Origin of the sequence: Phenylobacterium sp., assembly GCF_031425575.1 — a bacterium.
Taxonomy (GTDB): domain Bacteria; phylum Pseudomonadota; class Alphaproteobacteria; order Caulobacterales; family Caulobacteraceae; genus Phenylobacterium.
Genome location: NZ_JANPJP010000156.1, coordinates 1 through 3,637, shown reverse-complemented (window position 1 = coordinate 3,637; position 3,637 = coordinate 1). Strand labels below are relative to the sequence as shown.

Below are 3,637 nucleotides of genomic sequence, written 5' to 3'. Positions count from 1 at the left end.
GGGCCCGATCGCGGCGTCCGCGCCACAGTCGCCGGGCCTCCTCGCGCTGCGCCGCAGCAAAAGCCTTGGCGGCGCCGCACATCGGCATGTTAGAAACTCGTCACAAGCCGTGGCGGACAGGGATACCGCCCGGCATGATCGAGGCTTAGTCGACATGGTTGATATCAAGTCGGTCGGCGTCATTGGCGCAGGTCAGATGGGTTCGGGCATCGCCCACGTGGTCGCCCTTGGCGGCTATGATGTACTGCTGCATGACGTGAGCGCCGAGCGGATCGAGACGGGCCTGGCCCAGATCCGCAAGAACATGACCCGCCAGGTCGTGCGCGGCATCATCACCCAGGAGGCCATGGACGTGGGCATCGCCCGCATCAAGGCCGCTCCGGAACTGCAGACCATCGGCGGCACGGACCTGGCCATCGAGGCGGCCACCGAGAATGAGGAGGTCAAGAAGTCGATCTTCAAGGCGCTCACCCCGCACCTCGGCCCCAACACCCTGTTGGCCTCCAACACCTCGTCCATCTCCATCACCCGCCTGGGCGCGGCTTCGGACCGGCCCGGCCGATTCATCGGCCTGCACTTCATGAACCCCGTGCCGCTGATGAACCTCGTGGAGATCATCCGCGGCATCGCCACCGACGCGCCGACCTACGAGACCGCCGTCAACTTCGCCAAGTCCCTGGGCAAGACCACCGCCAACGCCGAGGACTTCCCGGCCTTCATCGTCAACCGGGTGCTGGTGCCGATGATCAACGAGGCGATCTACACCTTGTATGAAGGCGTCGGCACCGTAGAGGCCATCGACACGGCCATGAAGCTGGGCGCGAACCATCCGATGGGTCCGCTGGAACTGGGCGACTTCATCGGGTTGGATACGGTGCTGTCGATCATGAACGTCCTCTATGAGGGCCTGGCCGACTCCAAGTACCGGCCCTGCCCGCTGCTGGTGAAGTACGTCGAGGCCGGCTGGCTGGGCCGCAAGACCGACCGCGGGTTCTACGACTATCGCGGCGACGTCCCGGTCCCCACGCGCTAGGGCCCAATCGGCCGTTTACGCGGGCGCGGTGAACCGACACAACGGGGGCGGATCAAAACCCCCCGCCGGAGCCGCCCCGATGTCTGACACCCCCACCGCGGACTACATCATCGTCGGCGCGGGTTCGGCCGGTTGCGTGCTGGCCAATCGCCTGAGCGCCGACGCGGCCAACACCGTCCTTTTGCTGGAGGCCGGCGGCGACGACCGGCCCACCAGGGAACCGGGGCAGTTCCTCTCCAACGTCATGATCCACTTCCCGGTGGGCTACGCCCAGACGCTGAAGGATCCCAAGGTCAACTGGCTCTATCCCACCGAGCCCGATCCGGGCACGGGCGGGCGCGTTCATACCTGGCCGCGCGGCAAGGTCCTGGGGGGCTCTTCCTCGATCAACGGCCTGCTCTACATCCGCGGCCAACAGGCCGACTATGACGGCTGGCGCCAGCTGGGCTGCGAGGGCTGGGGCTGGGACGATGTCGCCCCCTATTTCAAGCGCTCCCAGCACCAGGAACGTGGGGCGAACGCGCACCATGCCGTCGGGGGGCCGCTCAACATCTCCGACGTCACCACCAAGCACGCGGTGTCCGACGCCGTGGTGGAGGCGTGTGTTGAGGCCGGCATCCCGCGCAATGAGGACGTCAACGGCGAGAACCAGGAGGGGGTCAGCTACTACCAGCTGACCGTCAAGAACGGGCAGCGGCACTCAGCGGCGGTGGCCTATTTGCACCCGGCCATGGGCAGGGCGAACCTCAAGGTCGAGACCCGGGCGCTCACCACGCGGGTGATCTTCGAGGGCAAACGGGCGGTGGGGGTCGAGTACCTGCAGAACGGCGAGCGCAAGATCGCCAAGGCGCGGCGCGAGGTGATCCTTGCCGGGGGCGCGATCAACTCGCCGCAACTGCTGCAACTGTCGGGCGTCGGCCCCGGCGAACTTCTGCGCGACCACGGGATCGAGGTCGTGGCCGACCTGCCCGGCGTCGGCGAGAACCTGCAGGACCACTATGTCATGGCGGTCACCTACCGCCTGAAGGCGGGCACGGTGTCGGTCAACGAGCTGACCAAGGGGCCCCGCTTCCTGGGCGAGATTCTGAAATACGCCTTCCAGCGCAAGGGCCTGCTCACCCTGTCGGCGGCCCACGTGGCGGCTTTCTGTAAATCTAGGCCGGACCTGGCAGGACCGGACATCCAGTTCCACATCCTGCCCGCCTCCCAGAACCTGGAGAAGGCCATAAGCGGCAAGATGGAGCTGGACGGCGCGCCCGGCCTGACCATCGCGCCTTGCCAGGTGCGGCCCGAGAGCCGGGGAACCATCCACATCAAGTCGGCCGATCCGACCGTCTATCCCGCCATCGCCCCCAACTACCTCTCCGACTCCCTCGACCAGGAGGTGGCGGTGGCCGACCTGAAATGGGGCCGCAAGATCGCCGCCCAGCCGGCCCTGGCCCCCTATATCGACCACGAGATGCTGCCGGGCCCGGACTTCAGCAATGACGAGGCCCTGCTGGGCTATGCCCGCATGGCCGGAACGACCATCTATCACCCGGTGGGCACCTGCCAGATGGGCTCCGGCCCCATGGCGGTGGTGGACGCCCAGCTGCGGGTGCGGGGCGTCGAGGGCCTGCGGGTGGTGGACGCCTCGGTGATGCCGCGCCTGGTGTCGGGCAACACCAATGCGCCGACCATCATGATCGCCGAGAAGGCCGCCGACATGGTGCTGGGCAAGGCGGCCGCGTCCAATTAGCGCGAGCGCCTCGCGCAATCGTTAATCTGTTCGACTTGCACCGGCGGCGCAGCCGATACTCAGGGCGATTCGGGCAGGCGGACCCATGCGACGGCTCACCTTGGCGCTTCTTTCGGGCGCCTATCTCTGTGTTGCTCTTATCTTCGCCCTCCTCCTGTGGCGTAACGGGGGAGGCTGGGCGGCCGGCCTGTCCATGCTCGCGGCCGGATTCGCCCTTTGCTACACCTTCCACGGGCTGATCATGCACAGCCTCGAGAACGCCGCCCTGCGCCGCGAGCTGGAGAACATCCGCGAGGCCCAGCGCATCCTCATCGACCAGATGGAGCGCATGGACGCCCGCGTGGTCGAGGTGGTGGACACCGTCACCGATGACGCCGCGCGCCGCTCCGAGGAGCTGACTGGCGAGGTCCACATGCTGGAGGACCTGGTCCAGCGGATGCGCACCCGGCTGGACGAAAGCGGCGGGGACGTTGTGTTCGCCCGGCCGTCCGCCGCCGCGGACCCGCGCCAGCAAGGCGCCCTGCTGGAGACCGTCCGGGCCGCCCTCACCGAGGGCCGGGTGGACCTTTACCTCCAGCCGGTGGTCAGCCTGCCCCAGCGCCGGACGGTGTTTTACGAGAGCTTCACGCGCCTGCGCGATCCGTCCGGCCAGATCATCATGCCGGCCGAATATCTGGCCGTGGCCGAACCCGGCGGCATGGTCACCGCCATCGACAATCTGCTGCTGTTCCGCTGTGTCCAGATCGTGCGCCGGCTGGCGGCCCAGGACCGGCGCGTGGGCATCTTCTGCAATGTCTCGATGGCCAGCCTGGGCGACGACGAGTTCTTCCCCCAGTTCCATGACCTGCTGCGCGCCAACCGCGACC

3 protein-coding genes are annotated in these 3,637 nt (G+C 67.4%); all 3 read left to right on the top strand.

Features of this window, described 5'->3' with window-relative positions:
- Window positions 1–154: 154 nt before the first annotated feature.
- Window positions 155–1,033, top strand: a complete 879-nt coding sequence (locus RMO97_RS09125; RefSeq protein ID WP_304782867.1) for a 3-hydroxybutyryl-CoA dehydrogenase — start codon at window positions 155–157, stop codon at window positions 1,031–1,033.
- 79 nt (window positions 1,034–1,112) lie between these two features.
- Window positions 1,113–2,771 carry a choline dehydrogenase gene (locus RMO97_RS09120; RefSeq protein ID WP_310540504.1) on the top strand — a complete coding sequence of 553 codons (1,659 nt, stop codon included), beginning with the start codon at window positions 1,113–1,115 and terminating at the stop codon, window positions 2,769–2,771.
- A 193-nt stretch (window positions 2,772–2,964) separates the two neighbouring features.
- The coding region (locus RMO97_RS09115; RefSeq protein WP_310540502.1) for an EAL domain-containing protein at window positions 2,965–3,637 on the top strand (673 nt) is incomplete at its 3' end.

Coding starts and splice junctions, on each gene's coding strand:
- RMO97_RS09120 (WP_310540504.1), top strand. CDS start 1,113: ATGTCTGACACCCCCACCGCGGACTACATCATCGTCGGCGCGGGTTCG.
- RMO97_RS09125 (WP_304782867.1), top strand. CDS start 155: ATGGTTGATATCAAGTCGGTCGGCGTCATTGGCGCAGGTCAGATGGGT.